The sequence below is a fragment of the Pseudoalteromonas sp. S1727 genome (genome assembly GCF_005886375.1).
Lineage (GTDB): Bacteria > Pseudomonadota > Gammaproteobacteria > Enterobacterales > Alteromonadaceae > Pseudoalteromonas > Pseudoalteromonas haloplanktis.
The window spans coordinates 1-292 of sequence record NZ_PNDT01000392.1 but is presented as its reverse complement, the minus strand read 5'-3'; the positions used below and the strand labels follow the sequence as shown (position 1 = coordinate 292).

The window sequence follows — 292 nt, the reverse complement described above, 5'->3', positions numbered from 1 at the left end:
ATAACGCCTCCCTTAAACCACGAAGTAGCATAGCATCGGTTATATCTTGAACAAAAAACTCTTCAAAACAAATAATGTCAGTTTCGGATTTTAAAATATCCGCAACAACTTCAAGTGGATTCGCTGTTTTATCTAATTTCTTTAACTCATCATGAACTCGGTGCATAAAGCGATGAAAATGCACACGGATCTTTCGGTTGGCTGGTTGCGCTTCATAAAAGGTATCGACTAAGTATGTTTTACCACGACCTACCCCACCCCAAAAATACAAACCTTTTATAGGTGGCGTTCT

Annotated in this window: 1 protein-coding gene; it reads right to left on the bottom strand. The window is 38.7% G+C overall.

What is annotated here, in order from left to right; all coding sequences use genetic code 11:
• Window positions 1-292: cell division protein ZapE (zapE, locus tag CWB85_RS22420; RefSeq protein WP_138556036.1), on the bottom strand; the 292-nt coding region annotated here is incomplete at both ends.